The 15,961-nt window shown below is 65.6% G+C and carries 13 protein-coding genes; 4 read left to right on the top strand and 9 right to left on the bottom strand.

What is annotated here, in order from left to right; translation table 11 throughout:
* Positions 1–118 precede the first annotated feature (118 nt).
* The gene (gene typA / locus DDZ14_RS08880) at positions 119–1,939 is read left to right on the top strand and encodes a translational GTPase TypA (RefSeq protein ID WP_109424604.1); all 1,821 of its coding nucleotides are present in this window, start codon (positions 119–121) and stop codon (positions 1,937–1,939) included.
* Between the two features lie 716 nt (positions 1,940–2,655).
* Here typA and DDZ14_RS08870 read toward each other — a convergent pair.
* The 7 genes from DDZ14_RS08870 to DDZ14_RS08845 all read right to left on the bottom strand — a co-directional run bounded on the left by DDZ14_RS08870 (position 2,656) and on the right by DDZ14_RS08845 (position 9,793).
* A complete protein-coding gene (locus tag DDZ14_RS08870; RefSeq protein ID WP_109424602.1) occupies positions 2,656–3,648 on the bottom strand; it encodes an ABC transporter substrate-binding protein in 993 nt (330 codons plus the stop codon).
* A 33-nt stretch (positions 3,649–3,681) separates the two neighbouring features.
* On the bottom strand, positions 3,682–4,521 hold the full coding sequence (locus tag DDZ14_RS08865; RefSeq protein ID WP_109424601.1) for an ABC transporter permease: 840 nt from the start codon (positions 4,519–4,521) through the stop codon (positions 3,682–3,684).
* The gene (locus tag DDZ14_RS08860) at positions 4,518–5,381 is read right to left on the bottom strand and encodes an ABC transporter permease (protein WP_109424600.1); all 864 of its coding nucleotides are present in this window, start codon (positions 5,379–5,381) and stop codon (positions 4,518–4,520) included. The genes DDZ14_RS08865 and DDZ14_RS08860 overlap by 4 nt, the downstream gene beginning before the upstream one ends.
* Positions 5,382–5,615: 234 nt before the next feature.
* A complete protein-coding gene (locus tag DDZ14_RS08855) occupies positions 5,616–6,401 on the bottom strand; it encodes an ABC transporter ATP-binding protein (RefSeq protein WP_109424599.1) in 786 nt (261 codons plus the stop codon).
* A gap of 15 nt (positions 6,402–6,416) precedes the next feature.
* Positions 6,417–7,880, bottom strand: a complete 1,464-nt coding sequence (gene hydA, locus DDZ14_RS08850) for a dihydropyrimidinase (RefSeq protein WP_109424598.1) — start codon at positions 7,878–7,880, stop codon at positions 6,417–6,419.
* The gene (locus DDZ14_RS19370; RefSeq protein WP_146193122.1) at positions 7,877–8,410 is read right to left on the bottom strand and encodes a hypothetical protein; all 534 of its coding nucleotides are present in this window, start codon (positions 8,408–8,410) and stop codon (positions 7,877–7,879) included. The genes hydA and DDZ14_RS19370 overlap by 4 nt, the downstream gene beginning before the upstream one ends.
* 132 nt (positions 8,411–8,542) lie before the next feature.
* Positions 8,543–9,793, bottom strand: a complete 1,251-nt coding sequence (locus tag DDZ14_RS08845) for a Zn-dependent hydrolase (protein ID WP_109424647.1) — start codon at positions 9,791–9,793, stop codon at positions 8,543–8,545.
* A 322-nt stretch (positions 9,794–10,115) separates the two neighbouring features.
* Here DDZ14_RS08845 and DDZ14_RS08840 point away from each other — a divergent pair, with 322 nt between their 5' ends.
* Positions 10,116–10,739, top strand: a complete 624-nt coding sequence (locus tag DDZ14_RS08840; RefSeq protein ID WP_109424597.1) for a TetR family transcriptional regulator C-terminal domain-containing protein — start codon at positions 10,116–10,118, stop codon at positions 10,737–10,739.
* A gap of 77 nt (positions 10,740–10,816) precedes the next feature.
* Here DDZ14_RS08840 and preA read toward each other — a convergent pair whose 3' ends face one another.
* Positions 10,817–12,118 (bottom strand): NAD-dependent dihydropyrimidine dehydrogenase subunit PreA, encoded by a 1,302-nt coding sequence (gene preA, locus DDZ14_RS08835; RefSeq protein ID WP_109424596.1) that lies wholly within the window; start codon positions 12,116–12,118, stop codon positions 10,817–10,819.
* A 72-nt stretch (positions 12,119–12,190) separates the two neighbouring features.
* Positions 12,191–13,525 carry an NAD(P)-dependent oxidoreductase gene (locus tag DDZ14_RS08830; RefSeq protein WP_109424646.1) on the bottom strand — a complete coding sequence of 445 codons (1,335 nt, stop codon included), beginning with the start codon at positions 13,523–13,525 and terminating at the stop codon, positions 12,191–12,193.
* Between the two features lie 223 nt (positions 13,526–13,748).
* Between DDZ14_RS08830 and pcaF the strand changes: the two genes are divergently transcribed.
* Entirely contained in the window at positions 13,749–14,951 is a 1,203-nt protein-coding gene (gene pcaF, locus DDZ14_RS08825; RefSeq protein WP_109424595.1) for a 3-oxoadipyl-CoA thiolase, read from the top strand.
* A gap of 17 nt (positions 14,952–14,968) precedes the next feature.
* Positions 14,969–15,958: a 1,2-phenylacetyl-CoA epoxidase subunit PaaA gene (gene paaA / locus DDZ14_RS08820; RefSeq protein WP_109424594.1), complete on the top strand. Its 990-nt coding sequence runs from the start codon at positions 14,969–14,971 to the stop codon at positions 15,956–15,958.
* The last annotated feature ends 3 nt before the right edge of the window (positions 15,959–15,961 follow it).

Below are 15,961 nucleotides of genomic sequence, written 5' to 3'. Positions count from 1 at the left end.
CAAGCGGGACACGCCAAAGCGGCCGGATCCGGCCTGTGACCTTTTTGCGCTGGCCTTGCAGCGCGTCCTCGGGTAACGCCGCCGCAGGCTTCCCCCTCACGATGCAGGCATCAGTCCAATGGACCTCAGAAATATCGCGATCATCGCCCATGTCGACCACGGCAAGACCACGCTGGTGGACGAGTTGCTCAAACAGTCGGGCGCATTCCGCGAAAACCAGTCGGTCGCCGAGCGGGCGATGGACAGCAACGACCTGGAGCGCGAGCGCGGGATCACCATCCTGGCCAAGGCCACGTCGGTGGAATGGCACGGCACGCGCATCAATATCGTGGACACCCCCGGACATGCCGATTTCGGCGGCGAGGTGGAGCGCATCCTGAGCATGGTGGACGGCGTCGTACTGCTGGTCGACGCGGCCGAGGGGCCGATGCCTCAGACGAAATTCGTCACCTCCAAGGCGCTGGCGCTGGGGCTGCGCCCAATCGTCTGCCTCAACAAGGTGGACAAGCCCGCCGCCGATCCCGACCGGGCGCTCGACGCGGTCTTCGATCTCTTCGCGGCGCTCGACGCCGATGACGAGCAGCTCGATTTCCCGGTGCTCTACGCCTCAGGCATCAACGGCTGGTGCGATACCGAACTGGACGGGCCGCGCAAGGATCTGACCGCGCTTTTCGAGCTGGTGCTCGCCCATGTCCCCGCCCCGGCGCAAGCCGCCGCCATCGAAGCGCCGTTCCGGATGCTGGCGACCACGCTGGGCGCCGATCCCTATCTGGGGCGCATCCTGACCGGCCGGGTGGAAAGCGGACGGGTCAAGGCCGGCGACACGCTCAGGGCTCTGTCGCGCGACAGCAGGCAGATCGAGAATTTTCGCGTGACCCGCGTCATGGCGTTCCGCGGCCTGGGCCAGCAGCCCATCGATCGCGCCGAGGCCGGCGATATCGTCACCATCGCCGGCATGTCCAAGGCCACCGTGGCCGACACGCTGGCCGCGCCCTCGGTCACCGAGGCCCTGCCCGCGCAGCCCATCGACCCGCCCACGATCTCTGTCACGTTCGGGATCAACGACAGCCCGCTGGCCGGCCGGGACGGCAGCAAGGTGCAGTCCCGCGTGATCCGCGAGCGGCTCCTGAAGGAAGCCGAGTCGAACGTGGCGATCCGGGTGACGGACACGCCCGGTGGCGAGGCTTTCGAAGTGGCGGGACGCGGCGAGTTGCAGATGGGCGTGTTGATCGAGAACATGCGCCGCGAGGGGTTCGAGCTGTCGATCTCGCGCCCGCAAGTGCTGATGCGCCACGAGGACGGCCAGCAACTCGAACCGATCGAGGAAGTGACCATCGACGTCGATGACGAGTTCACCGGCGCGGTGATGGAAAAGCTGACCGGCCCGCGCCGCGGCGAGGTGTCGGAGATGAAACCGGCGGGTGCGGGCAAGACCCGCATCATCGCGCTGGTGCCCTCGCGCGGGCTCATCGGCTATCACGGCGAGTTCCTGACCGACACGCGCGGCACCGGCGTTCTGAACCGCGTGTTCCACGGCTGGGCGCCCTGGAAGGGCCACATTCCCGGCCGCCGCGCGGGGGTGCTGATCTCGATGGAGAACGGCACCTCGGTGGCTTTCGCGCTCTTCAATCTCGAAGACCGCGGCCGCATGTTCATCGGTGCGCAGGAGCATGTCTACGAGGGCATGATCATCGGTGAACACTCGCGCGAGAACGACCTGGAAGTGAACCCGCTCAAGGGCAAGAAGCTGACCAATATCCGCGCCTCCGGCACCGACGAGGCGGTGCGACTGACCACGCCGGTGCGGATGTCGCTGGAGCAGGCGATCGCCTATATCGACGATGACGAACTGGTGGAGGTCACGCCCAAGGCCATCCGCCTGCGCAAGCGCTTCCTTGACCCGCATGAGCGCAAGCGGCAGGCGCGCGCGGCGGGTTGACGCTCGGGGCGCGGTCGGGACCTGCGCGAAGGCCCTGTCGGACGAACGCCCCCGGCCCTGACGGGAACCGGGGGCGCACCTGACAATGAGGTACAGTCAGGAGGTAATGAAGCGCGGCCGGAACCTCGAGCCGCGGGGCCGGCGCTCAGGCAGAACTTTTGCGCGCCTCGCTACCGAGCCCGAAGAAGGAGAAACACGTCGAGGCCGTATCGCGCGTTCGCAGAGCGCAGGCCCAGAGCACAGACAGGACGATCTGAACCAGCAGCACGCTGACAATTACACCGCATACGGACGCAACCAGGAAAAACAGGAGGGAGAAAACCATAACACCGACTCCTCGTTTTCAAATGCTTGCCGAAGATCAGGCCATGTTTCAGGTCATCCGGCGCCGGCGATCCATCGCCGCGTCATTTCGTCAGACCGGAACCATTCGTGTGTGACTTCCAGCTCGGAAGCCGTGAGCAGACCTCGCAGCACGACCTTGGTTCGGCGCCCCCATCACAAAACCGTGCGCGGGAAATGCGGAGAAAACATGGCGAAAATCTGCCCGGATTGGTCGCAGGGATCTGGCTGCTTTTTCCTCGGCGATTCTCCGCTCATTTTGCCGGCGGATATTCCGATCGCGCAACAATGCGTGCGATCTGGCCGTGCAGTTCACGAAGCGCGAAACGGGGCGCCGCAGGACGCCCCGTTCGCGCTGGCCGAATCTGCGTCCTTCAGTTCAGCGCCCGGTCCGTGATGGCATGGGTCCAGGCCGCGTCGCCGGGATGCGCCGTGATCACCGGGTCCGATCCGCCCCCCAGGAGCGTATCGACCGTGCGCTCGAAATCCGCCGGGTCGAGAGCACCGTTCGAGCCCTCGGTCAGCTTGGTGATCTCGCGGACCATCCGCTTCTGGTGCTTCTCCGTCTGCGCGCCGGTGGCATCGTTGTCGAGCACGATCTCCGCCGCTTCGTCGGGGTGTTCGGCCGCGTATTCCCAGCCCTTCATCGAGGCCCGCACGAAGCGCGCCATCCGGTCCACGAAGTCCGGATCGTCCAGATTGTCCTCAAGTACGTAAAGACCGTCCTCCAGCGTCGCGACACCCTGGTCTTCGTATTTGAAGGTGACGAGCTGATCCTCCGAAATGCCCGCATCGATCACCTGCCAGTATTCGTTATAGGTCATCGTCGAGATGCAGTCGGCCTGTTTCTGGAGCAGCGGATCGACATTGAAGCCCTGCTTGAGGACGGTCACACCCTCCGCGCCGCCATCGGTGGGAATGCCCAGCGCGCTCATCCAGCTCAGGAACGGGTACTCGTTACCGAAGAACCAGACGCCCAGCGTCCGGCCCGGGAAGTCCTCGGGGCCGGTGACACCCGTCTCCTTCAGGCAGGTCAGCATCATGCCCGAAGATTTGAAGGGTTGCGCGATATTGACCAGCGGCAGGCCCTTCTCGCGGCTCGCCAGCGCCGCGGGCATCCACTCCACAATGACATCCGCGCCGCCGCCCGCGATCACCTGCGGCGGCGCGATGTCCGGACCGCCGGGCTTGATCGTCACGTCCAGGTCCTCGTCGGCGTAGTAGCCTTTGTCCTGGGCGACGTAATAGCCCGCGAACTGGCCCTGCGTGACCCATTTGAGTTGCAGCGTCACCTCGTCGGCCGCCTCCGCGGCCCCCGCGCCCAGCATCAGCGCCACCGCGCCCAGGGCTGTTGTCGTCCGTTTCATGTCTCAGTCTCCCCAGTTGTTTTGACCATGTTGTCAGCGGCGTTGCGAAGGGTGCCAGAAGGTCACCCCCTTTTCCAGCAGCGCGACCGCGCCGTAGAAGGCCGAACCGGCGAGCGCCGCCACCACGATTTCGGCCCAGACCATGTCGAGCGCCAGCCGCCCGACCTCGGTCGAGATGCGGAACCCCATGCCGCGCGTGGGCGATCCGAAAAACTCCGCCACGATGGCCCCGATCAGCGCCAGCGTGGTCGCGATCTTCAGGCCGTTGAAGATGAAGGGCATCGCCGCGGGCAGGCGCAGCTTCAGGAGCGTCTGCCAGTAGGATGCGGAATAGGTGCGCATCAGGTCGCGCTGCATCGCGCCGGCCGCCGCCAGCCCCTGCACGGTGTTGACCAGCATCGGAAAGAACACCATCGCCACGACAACCGCGGCCTTGGACTGCCAGTCGAACCCGAACCACATCACGAGGATCGGCGCGGTGCCGATGATCGGCAGGGCGGCCACGAAATTGCCGACCGGCAGGAGCCCGCGCCGCAGGAAGGGCGAGCGGTCGATCATGATCGCGACCGCCACCGCCGCCCCGCAGCCGATCGCATAGCCCGACAGCGCACCCTTGACGAATGTCTGCACGAAATCGTCCCAGAGAACCGGCAGGCTGGCCGCGAAACGCACCGCGATGGCCGTCGGCGCGGGCAGGATCACGCCGGGCACCGCCAGACCGCGCACCACCGCCTCCCAGACGACGACGATCGTGAGCCCGAAGATCGCCGGCACCAGCAGGCGTACGCCGCGACCCGCTGCGCCGCGCGACAGCCGCACGTTCAGGGCCAGCGCCCCAGCCCAGAAGAGCGCCGCGAAGAGAAGCCAGATCATCGGTCCATCCCCAAGCGCCGCAGCGTCGTCCGCTGTACCAGCCCGATCGCGCCCACCATCAGCGCCGCCAGGATCGCCGCGCCGATCAGCGCCGACCAAATCTGCACGGTCTGCCCATAATAGCTGCCCGCCAGCAGACGCGCGCCCAGCCCGGCCACGGCGCCTGTCGGCAACTCGCCCACGATGGCGCCCACCAGGCTCGCCGCGACGCCAACTTTCAGCGAGGTGAAGAGATAGGGCAGCGAGGCGGGCAGGCGCAGGCGCCAGAAAACCTGCGCGCGGCTCGCGTTCCAGGTTCGCATCAGGTCCATCTGCATCGCATCGGGGCTGCGCAGCCCCGACACCATGCCCACGACCACCGGAAAGAACGACAGATAGGCCGAGATCACCGCCTTGGGCAAAAGCCCGGTGACACCGACGGAGTTCAGCACCACGATGATCATCGGCGCGATGGCCAGGATCGGCACGGTCTGCGAGGCGATCGCCCAGGGCATGACGCTCATATCCATCGCCCGGTTGAGCACGATGCCGATGGCCAGCACGATCCCCAGCCCGGTGCCGATGGCAAAACCCAAAAGCGTGGCCGAGAGCGTGATCCAGCCGTGATAGACCAGGCTGCGCTTGGAAGTGACCGTCTTCTCCACCGTGGTCTGCCAAAGCTCCGCGGCCACCTGATGCGGCGCGGGCAGTTTCGGGCGCTCCTGCACCATCGTATCTGCCACGACCTCGCGCAGGCTCAGGCTCTGTCCCGCGCGCGCGGCCTGGTCCAGCGTCCACTGGCTGTTCATCCAGACCGCACCCGCATACCAGATCGCGACAATCGCGGCGACCACGCTCAGGATCGGCAGAAGCGACCTCATCCGCGCTGCTCCCAGGTCTTCATCTTTCCCGAAATACTCCCGCCGGAGGCACGAAACTCTTCACCGGAACGCCCGCCCCACGCGGCGCGCCTTGAGTATTTTAGGAAAGGCGAAACCATTTGCGTGGCACGTTGTCCGGGCGGTACAGGCTGGAGAGCCGATGGCCGTGAAAGGTGAAGGCCCCCAGTCTGCGCATGGCGGGGGGCTGCGCCGGGCCGGGCGCGGAAGGCCGCGTCACCCCTCATAGGCGTGCCCTGCCCGCAACCCCTCGCGCACCCGGTGGGCGACCTCCAGAAATTCGGCCGTGTCGCGGATGTCGAGTGGGCGTTCGCGGGGCAGCGGGCTTTCGATCACGTCGGTGATCCGGCCGGGACGCGGCGACATGACGACAATGCGGGTGCTCAGATAAACCGCCTCGGGAATCGAGTGGGTGACAAAACAGATCGTCTTGTCGGTCCGGTCCCAGAGGCTCAGCAACTGCTCATTCAGATGGTCGCGCACGATCTCGTCCAGCGCCCCGAATGGCTCGTCCATCAGCAGGATATCGGCGTCAAAAGCCAGCGCGCGCGCGATGGAGGCGCGCTGCTGCATTCCGCCCGAAAGCTGCCAGGGGAATTTTTTCTCGAATCCGGTCAGATCGACCAGTTCCAACACCCGGCTCACCCGTGCGTCCTGATCGGGTCTGGAGTAGCCCATGATCTCCAGCGGCAGGCGGATATTTCCGCCGATCGTGCGCCAGGGATAAAGCCCCGCCGCCTGGAACACATAGCCATAGGCACGCGCGCTCCGCGCGGCTCCGGGGCTCACGCCATTGACGGAGATCGTCCCGCCGGTGGGATGCTCCAGATCGGCCATGCAGCGCAGGAAGGTCGTCTTGCCGCAGCCCGAGGGGCCGATGAAGCTTACGAAATCGCCCTTTTGCACGTCGAGGCTCACGTCCTTGAGGGCGTGAACCGGGCCGTCGTTGGTCTGGAAGGTGAGGCTGAGAGTTTCAGCCCTTACAACAGGTTGCTCGCTCACTGGCTGGCCTTTTCCCTAAATCCCCGCCGGAATGTTCATCGGATCGCGGTGGATCTGCTTGGGCGCAGTCAGCGCCTTCCACTTGCTGAGCGCCTGATGCGCCGAGGGGAAGGCCGGACGCGGCACGAAGCGGCCGCGGCCGGGCTGGGGTTGCGAGTTCTGGCCCCAGGCCCAGATCACCTCGCCGCGCGAAATGGTGTAGCGCGCCTGCGCGGAGACCTCGAAGCCCTCGAACACGTTATAGTCGAGGATCGAATGATGGTTGGCCTGGCTGATCGTCTTGGAAATCTTCGGATCCCAGACGGTGATATCCGCATCCGCCCCTTCGACGATGGCGCCCTTTTTGGGGTAGATGTTGAGGATTTTCGCAACATTGGTCGAGGTCGCCGCGACGAACTCGTTGGGCGTAAGCCGCCCGGTTTCCACGCCCCGCGTCCAGAGCACCGCCAGCCGTTCCTCCAGCCCGTTGGAGCCGTTGGGGATCTTGGTGAAATCTCCCAGCCCCATCCGCTTCTGTTCGGTCGAGAAGGCGGCATGGTCGGTCGCCACCACCTGCAGAGAGCCGGCCTGCAGCCCGGCCCAGAGACTGTCCTGGTGCTCCTTGTTGCGGAAGGGCGGCGACATCACGCGCCGCGCGGCATGGTCCCAATCCTTGTTGAAATACTCGCTCTCGTCGAGGGTCAGGAACTGCACCAGCGGTTCGCCATAGACGCGCATGCCCTTCTGACGCGCGCGCCGGATCGCCTCATGCGCCTGCTCGCAGGAGACATGCACGATATAGAGCGGCACGCCTGCCGCATCGGCAATGGTGATGGCGCGGTTGGCGGCCTCACCCTCGAACTCGGGCGGGCGGGAATAGGCATGCCCCTCCGGCCCCGTAATCCCCTGTTCCAGCATCTGCTGCTGCATATCGGCCACCAGATCGCCGTTCTCGGCATGGACCATCGGCAGCGCGCCCAACTCCTTGCAGCGCTTGAAGGAGGCGAACATCTCGTCATCCTCGATCATCAGCGCGCCCTTGTAGGCCATGAAATGCTTGAAGGAGTTGACGCCCATCTCGACGGCGTCCTTCATCTCGCTGAATATGGTCTCGTTCCAGCCGGTGATGGCCATGTGATAGCCGATATCCGAGCAGATCTGCGGCGCCGACTTGCGGTGCCATTCGTTGATCGCGTTCCTGATCGACCCGTCCGCGCCCGGCAGGCAGAAATCCACCAGCATCGTGGTGCCGCCGCAGGCTGCCGCCCAGGTGCCGGTCTCGAAGGTCTCGGCCGCCGTGGTGCCCATGAAGGGCATTTCCAGATGGGTGTGCGGGTCGATGCCGCCGGGGATCACATAGGCATCCGTGGCGTCGATATACGCGTCGCCCTTCAGGTCCGCACCGATCTGCTTGATCGTCTCACCCTCGATCAGGACATCGGCCTTCCAGGTGCGGTCGGCGGTGCAGACAGTGCCGTTCTTGATGACTTTGGTGGTCATTGGGTGCCTCCGGTTGAAGTTGACGGATTGTCATTCGGGACAAAAGGTTGAATGCTGAAAGGAACAACCATGAATAGCAGTCCTAAAATCGCACAGTAAATCGCGCACCTGAAACATCGAGCGTTACGCTTGATCCTCTTTCGGTTTTCCGAGATCAAATTGTCATAGATTTGACCAAGATCTTCTATAACTTCAGAAAATTCCCTTTTATTCTCAATATCCTCTTTGAAGTTTTCGAATGGAAGTCCGCGAATATGAAACTTCACAGGCCGCAACGCAAAGGCAGAAAGAAAGGCGGAAATTGACAACATTGCTGCCGCGATGCCGGTATGCCATTCAGTGTTTTGATTGTCCGTCAAACCGACCAATGCGGCAATGGCAGCAATGCATAACCCACAGAAACTTGCCGCGCGCTGATCTGCTGCAAGTGCCAGATCAACCTGTGACTGTACATTCTGTTCGGCTAAGCGGTATGCTTCCATTAGTAGCTTTTCGCTACTCAGTGTCGTTTGTTCGTCACTTTGTCTCATGGAGCACCCAAATGGTAAAGCCGCCCGAACCAATTGACAAAGGGAATACTCGCGGAGAACCGCCCAGACCGAAGCCGTCGCAGCCTTCACCTCCGCCTAAACCAAAAGAGAAGTAGGGCTTGCGATACGGTTTCACTCCACGATCCCCGCCGTCTCCACCACCGCGTGCATCAGCACATCCGCCCCCGCCGTGGCCCATTCCCTGGAAATCTCCTCGGCCTCGTTGTGCGACAGCCCGTCGACGCAGGGGCACATCACCATCGCCGTGGGCGCCACGCGGTTGATCCAGCAGGCGTCATGCCCGGCGCCCGAGATCAGGTCGCGGTGGGAATAGCCCAGGCGTTCGGCGGCGTTGCGCACGGCGGTCACGCAGGTTTCGTCGAACTCCACCGGGTCGAAGCCGCCGACCTTCTCGAACTCGATCCCGAGGCCCATCTCCTCGGCGATCTTGCCGCCCTCGTCGCGCAGGCGTTTCTCCATGTCCTCGATCACGCTCAGATCGGGGGAACGGAAATCGACGGTGAAGACCGCCTTGCCGGGGATCACGTTGCGCGAGTTGGGGTAGATGTCGATATGGCCCGCCGCGCCCACCGCATCGGGCGCGTGGGAGAGCGCGATCTCCTCGACCTTCTCCAGCACCCGCGCCATGCCGAGCCCGGCATTCCGGCGCAGCGGCATGGGCGTCGATCCGGTATGCGCCTCCTTGCCGGTGATCGTGACCTGCGTCCAGCTGAGGCCCTGACCGTGGGTGACGACGCCGATATCCTTGCCTTCGGCCTCCAGGATCGGGCCCTGTTCGATATGCAACTCGAAGAAGGCATGCATCTTGCGCGCGCCCACCTCCTCCGCGCCGCGCCAGCCGATACGGTCGAGTTCGTCGCCGAAGCGTTTGCCCTCCGCGTCCTGCCGGTCCTCGGCCCAGGCCTGCTCATGCACGCCCGCGAAAACGCCCGAGGCCAGCATCGCCGGGGCGAACCGCGTACCCTCCTCGTTGGTCCAGTTGGTGACGACGATCGGGTGCCTGGTCCTGATCCCCAGATCGTTGAGCGTGCGCACGATTTCCAGCGCCCCCAGCACCCCCAGCACGCCATCGTATTTCCCGCCCGTGGGCTGCGTGTCGAGATGCGAGCCGACATAGACCGGCAACGCGTCCGGGTCGGTGCCCTCGCGCCGGGCGAACATGGTGCCGAGTTGGTCGAGCCCCATGCTGCAGCCCTCCGCCTCGCACCACGACTGAAACAGCGCGCGGCCATCGGCGTCGGCGTCAGTCAGGGTCTGGCGGTTGTTGCCGCCCGCCACGCCCGGCCCGATCTTGGCCATCTCCATGAGACTGTCCCAGAGCCGGTCGCCGTTGATCCGTAGGTTCTCGCCCGGTGCGGCCATGTCGTCCTCCCTGTCGTTATGCGGTGGTCCCTCGCCGCCGCCGTTTCCGGCGTGCTCCGCCGTCATGGCGCGCGCGGGCCGGCGCAACAGGTGCCATCCAGGTGCCCTGCCCGACTTCGGGCCCGCCAAGGCCCGAGCCGCCCGCGCGATGCGCAGCTACGCCGTATCGCACACATGGCCCTCGCTGCATTCCCGTCCCGCAGCGGCGTCAGCAGCTTGAGCTTCCGCCCCGCGGCCCATGGACTTCTTCTGACCATTCGGTCAAAATCGACGCTATCAGTCCGGAGCGGACAGTCAAGTTTCAAGTGCGAGAGGCGAGCTTTTGAACAAACCGGACGGACGGCGGCGCACACGCATTCAGCAGAAAAACAGCCAGGCGATCCTCGATGCGGCGCTCGAGGTCTTCTCCAGCTACGGGTTCCGCGGCGCGACGCTCGACCAGATCGCGCAGGCCGCGGGGCTGTCGAAGCCGAACCTGCTCTATTATTTCGACAGCAAGGAAGACATCCATGCCGAACTTCTCGCGGGGCTGCTCGACACCTGGCTCGACCCGCTGCGGGAGCTTGATCCGGCGGGTGACCCGATCGGCGAGATCCGCGCCTATGTGCAGCGCAAGCTGGAGCTTTCACGCGATTATCCCCGCGAAAGCCGGCTCTTCGCCAATGAAATCCTGCAGGGCGCGCCGCGCATCGAGGCGGTCCTGCGCGGCGATCTCAAGACGCTGGTGGACGACCGTGCCGCGGTGATCCGAGGCTGGGCGCGGGCCGGCAAGATCGCCAATATCGACCCGTATCACCTGATTTTCTCGATCTGGGCCACGACCCAGCACTACGCGGATTTCGACGCCCAGATCGGCATGATCCTGGATGAACCCGGTACCGATCCCTTTCCCGGCGCCGCGGCGTTCCTCGACCTGCTCTACACCAAACTCCTGCGACCGGACTGATCCACCCGCGCGGCCGGATCCGTCCCCGCCACCGGCGGGGATGGGGAAATGGCAATGGCGCGGCACGCGCCGCCGCATCATTCCGCGGCCTTGGCCGCTGGGTTGTTGGGATGCGTGGTCCAGTTCGCATAATCCGCCTGCACGCTGCGCCCGGTGCGCGGGTCGACCGCGCCCGCCGGCAGGCGCTCCATCGTGATGCAATTCTCCACCGGGCAGACATTGACGCAGAGATTGCAGGCCACGCATTCCTCGTCGATCACCTCAAAGACGCGGCCCTCCGTCATGGCGATCGCCTGGTGGCTGGTGTCCTCGCAGGCGGCATAGCAGCGTCCGCATTTGATGCAGGCGTCCTGGTCGATCCGGGCCTTGGTGACGTAGTTGAGGTTCAGATACTGCCAGTCCGTCACATTGGGCACGGCGCGGCCGCGGAAATCCTCGATCCGGTCATGGCCCTTTCCCTCCATGTAGCGCAGCAGCCCGGCCTTGAGTTCCTCCACGATGCGGAAGCCGTAGGTCATGGCCGCCGTGCAGACCTGCACGTTGCCCGCGCCCAGCGCGATGAACTCCGCCGCGTCGCGCCAGGTGGTCACGCCGCCGATGCCCGAGACCGGCAACCCAGCGGTTTCCGCGTCGCGGGCGATCTCGGCCACCATGTTGAGCGCGATCGGCCTGACCGCCGGACCGCAGAGACCGCCATGACTGCCCTTGCCGTCAATCGTGGGCTCCGGTGCCATCAGGTCGAGATCGACCGAAGTGATGGAATTGACCGTGTTGATCAGGCTGACCGCATCCGCACCGCCGGCCAGCGCGGCGCGCGCCGGGCGTCGGATGTCGGTCACGTTGGGGGTCAGCTTGACGATCACCGGCATCCGCGTGGCCGCCTTGCACCAGCGCGTGACCATTTCGATATACTCAGGCACCTGGCCAACGGCCGAGCCCATGCCGCGCTCGCTCATCCCGTGCGGGCAGCCGAAATTCAGCTCGATCCCGTCCGCGCCGGTCTCCTCGACCTGTGCCAGGATATCCTTCCAGCACTGCTCCTCGCAGGGCACCATGAGCGAGACGATCATCGCCCGGTCGGGCCAGTCGCGCTTGACCGCCTTGATCTCGTCGAGATTGGTCTGGAGCGGCCGGTCGGTGATCAGCTCGATATTGTTGAGCGCCAGCACCCGCCGGTCGGCGCCATAGACCACCCCGTAGCGCGGACCGTTCACATTGACCACATGCGGGTCGAGCCCCAGCGTCTTCCACACGACCCCGCCCCAGCCGGCCTCGAAGGCGCGGCGGACATTGTATTCCTTGTCCGTGGGCGGCGCGGAGGCCAGCCAGAACGGGTTGGGCGACCTGATGCCGATGAAGTCCGTCTGCAATGTTGCCATTCTTGCGTCTCCTTCTCGCGCGGCCCGCGGAGGGCCGTCCTGTGCCTGTGTCCGGCGCCGCGGCGCCAAGCCTCAGCCGCTCAGCGCGGCATGGATTTCCTCGGCCGCATCGCGGCCCTCGGCCACCGCCGTCACCGTCAGGTCGTCGCCGCCCGAAGCGCAGTCGCCGCCGGCCCAGACCCCCGGCACGCTGGTCCGCCCGGCCCCGCTGATGGCGATCTTGCTTCCGTCGAGTTTCAGCGTCTCTGGCGCGCCGTGGAGCCGCTGCCCGATCGCCTTGAAGACCTGATCGGCACGCAGCCGGAAGGTCTCGCCTGTCTCGCGCAGACCCTCGGCGGTTTCCTCGGTGCGGGCGAACTCGACCTCGCGCGCCGCACCGTTGCCGATGACCTGTAGGGGCTGCGCGTTGGTGATGATCCGCACGCCCTTGGAGGCCGCGAGGTCCTGCTCGAATTGCGAGGCGTTCATCCGGTCGCGCCCGCGCCGGTAGACGAGCGAGACCTGCTCGGCGCCCAGCAGGCGGGCCTGCACCGCGGCATCCACCGCCGTCATGCCGCCGCCGATGACGACGACATGCCGGCCCACGGGCAGCGCGGTCAGGTCCTCCGCCTGGCGCAGTTCGGCGATGAAATCCACCGCATCGCGCACGCCGTTCCTGTCCTCGCCCTCGGTGCGCAGGGCATTGACCCCGGCAAGCCCGACTCCCAGGAAAACCGCGTCGAAACCGTCGCGCAATGCCTCCAGTGTCAGATCACCGCCAAGCCGCCGGCCCAGTTCCGGCGTGATGCCGCCGATCCCCAGAAGCCATTCCACCTCGGCCGCGGCGAACCCGCCGACGGTCTTGTAGCTGGCGATGCCGAACTCGTTCAGCCCGCCGGGTTTGGGCCGCGCATCGTAGAGCGTCACGTCATGGCCGTGCATGGCCAGGCGGTGCGCGCAGGCCAGCCCCGCCGGGCCCGCCCCCACCACGGCGACGCGCTTGCCGGTCGGCGCGGCGCGGGTGTAGGGGTGGCTGCCGCGCGCCATCGCCGTGTCGGTGGCGTAGCGTTGCAGCCGCCCGATCTCGACCGGCTTACCCTCCGCCGTCTCGCGCACGCAGGCTTCCTCGCAGAGCGTCTCGGTCGGGCAAACGCGCGCGCACATGCCGCCCAGGATGTTCTGGTCGAAGATCGTGCGGGCCGCGCCTTCGGGCGTACCGGTGGCGATCTGACGGATGAAGAGCGGGATGTCGATCGAGGTCGGGCAGGCCGTCACGCAGGGCGCGTCATGGCAGAAATAGCAGCGATCCGCGGCCACGGCGGCCTCATGCCGGTCGAAGGGCGGATGAAGGTCGGAGAAATTCTCGGACAGTTCGGCCGGGCTCAGCCGCCCCGCCACGATCCCCGGCGTGGATACGGATTTGGCCAAGGTCACCTCCCATTCTTCGCTTTTCCTCGGGTCAACTCTGCCACAAGGGTTATTTTTTATCAATTGGTAAAATATTGGGAGTGCAGTCACCGGATAGCGTTACAATTATTTTCACATCAAGATTTATGTGTAACATTTCATTTGCTCGTTGCCGCCCGACCTGCTATCACCGACCATGCGGTCGGGAATAGAAACCACTGCGATTCGGGAGGACAAGTCCGGCATGGACGCTTTCATCTGCGATGCGATCCGCACACCGATCGGCCGCTACGGCGGCGCCTTGGCGTCGATGCGCGCCGACGATCTGGCCGCCGCGCCCATCGCCGCGCTCAAGGCCCGCAATCCGGGCGTGGACTGGGCGGCGCTGGACGACGTCATATATGGCTGCGCCAACCAGGCGGGCGAGGACAACCGCAACGTCGCGCGCATGGCTGCGCTTCTGGCCGGGCTGCCGGTGGAGGTGCCCGGCACCACGGTCAACCGGCTCTGCGGCTCGGGCATGGACGCGGTCGGGCTGGCCGCACGCGGCATCCGCGCGGGCGACCAGGATCTGGTGATAGCGGGTGGTGTGGAAAGCATGAGCCGCGCACCCTTCGTCATGCCCAAGGCGGAAACGGCGTTCTCCCGCGCCAACGCGATCTACGACACGACCATCGGCTGGCGCTTCGTGAACCCGAAGATGCAAGCCGCTTTCGGAACCGACTCGATGCCCCAGACCGCCGACAACGTGGCCGCCGACTACGATGTCAGCCGCGCCGACCAGGACGCATTTGCGGCTCGCAGTCAGGCGCGCTGGGAAGCGGCGCAGAAGGCCGGGCTCTTCGCCGAGGAAATCGTGCCCGTCGAGGTGCCGCAGCGCCGGGGCGAGCCGGTTCTCGTGGACACCGACGAACACCCCCGCCCCGGTACCGACGCAGCGAAACTGGCGAAGCTCAAGGGCGTGAACGGACCCGACCTGTCGGTCACCGCCGGCAACGCCTCGGGCGTCAACGACGGCGCGGCGGCGCTGCTTCTGGCCTCGGGCGAGGCGGCCACCACTCACGGACTGACGCCCGTCGCCCGCGTCGTCGCCATGGCCGCCGCCGGGGTGGAGCCGCGCGTCATGGGCATCGGCCCGGTGCCGGCCACGCAAAAGGTTCTGGCGCGCGCCGGGCTCACGCTCGACCGGATGGATGTGATAGAGTTGAACGAGGCTTTCGCCGCACAGAGTCTGGCGGTGCTGCGCGAACTGGACCTGCCCGACGACGCGCCCCATGTAAACGCCAATGGCGGGGCCATCGCGATGGGCCATCCGCTGGGCATGTCGGGCGCGCGGCTGGTGCTGACGGCGGCCTATCAGCTTCGCCGCAGCGGCGGGCGCTACGCCCTGGCCACGATGTGCGTGGGCGTGGGACAGGGGATCGCGATCATTCTGGAACGGGTCTGACGACCGGGAGGCACGAGATGTATGCACAGATGGTGAAATCGACCGGCAGCGGCATCAAGAGCCGCGAGGAGATGTCGCCCGAAGAGCGCCATTTCCAGGACCGTGTGGATGCGGGCGAGAAGATCGAGCCGAAGGACTGGATGCCCGAGGGCTATCGCAAGACGCTCATCCGCCAGATCGGCCAGCACGCCCATTCCGAGATCGTCGGCCAGCTTCCCGAGGGCAACTGGATCACCCGCGCCCCCACGCTGGAGCGCAAGGCGATCCTGCTGGCCAAGGTGCAGGACGAGGCGGGGCACGGGCTCTACCTCTACTGTGCGGCGGAGACGCTGGGCATCAGCCGCGACGAGCTGACGCGCCAGCTTCTGTCGGGGAAGATGAAATACTCCTCGATCTTCAACTATCCCACGCTCACCTGGGCCGATATCGGCGCGGTTGGCTGGCTGGTGGACGGCGCCGCGATCATGAACCAGGTGCCGCTGCAACGTACCTCCTACGGCCCCTATTCCCGCGCCATGATCCGCATCTGCAAGGAAGAGAGCTTCCACCAGCGGCAGGGCTACGACATCATGATGAAGATGGCGAACGGCACGCCGGAACAGCGCCGCATGGCGCAGGACGCGCTGGACCGGTTCTGGTATCCCTCACTGATGATGTTCGGCCCCTCGGATGCCGAGAGCGTGCACTCCGCGCAGTCGATGGCCTGGAAGATCAAGATCAACACCAATGACGAGCTGCGCCAGAAATTCGTCGATCAGACCGTGCCGCAGGCCGAGTATCTGGGCCTGACCGTCCCCGACCCCGATTTGAAGTGGAACGAGGCGCGCGGCCATTACGACTTCTCCGAACCCGACTGGGAGGAGTTCTTCGAGGTCCTGAAGGGCAACGGGCCGTGCAACGTCGAACGCATGGCCGCGCGCCGCAAGGCTTGGGATGACGGCGCTTGGGTGCGCGAGGGGCTGATGGCCCATGCCGCCAAGCACCGCGGCCCGGTGGCGGCGGAATAGGAG

Source organism: Maritimibacter sp. 55A14, assembly GCF_003122205.1.
GTDB lineage: Bacteria > Pseudomonadota > Alphaproteobacteria > Rhodobacterales > Rhodobacteraceae > QEYE01.
Note: the sequence above shows the minus strand (reverse complement) of the source record. Positions and strands in the feature narration are given on the sequence as shown.